The organism is Streptomyces sp. M2CJ-2 (genome assembly GCF_016757295.1).
Lineage (GTDB): Bacteria > Actinomycetota > Actinomycetes > Streptomycetales > Streptomycetaceae > Streptomyces.
This window is the reverse complement of record NZ_JAESIF010000316.1, coordinates 1-340: the sequence shown is the minus strand read 5'-3', so window position 1 is coordinate 340 and position 340 is coordinate 1. Positions and strand designations below refer to the sequence as shown.

General features: G+C 66.2%; 1 pseudogene. It reads right to left on the bottom strand.

The window, feature by feature from the left end:
- Positions 1–265, bottom strand: a pseudogene (locus tag JL475_RS39460) (transposase); the annotation flags it as partial.
- Positions 266–340 lie beyond the last annotated feature (75 nt).

Genomic DNA, 340 nt, shown 5'->3' with positions numbered 1-340 from the left:
TGTTCAGGCCCTTGTGCGAGCGGTGTTCCACCGAGGGCATGACCTCGCGGTGCGCCGCGCCGTAGGAGCGGAGCTGGTCGGTGACGATCACCCGCGGCACGGCGCCGGTCTGCTTGAGGAGCTTGCGGAAGAAGCGTCGGGCCGCGGCCTTGTCGCGCCGGTTCTGCACGAGGATGTCGAGCACGGTGCCGTCGGCGTCGACGGCCCGCCACAGGTACCTCCGCTCGCCGTTGATCTTCACGAAGACCTCGTCCAGGTGCCACTTAGAAGTCATCTCATTTGGCTCGATAGGCTCTTGGGCATGGCAGGGATCGTTGAGCGGCTGGTGCCGGACGAGTTG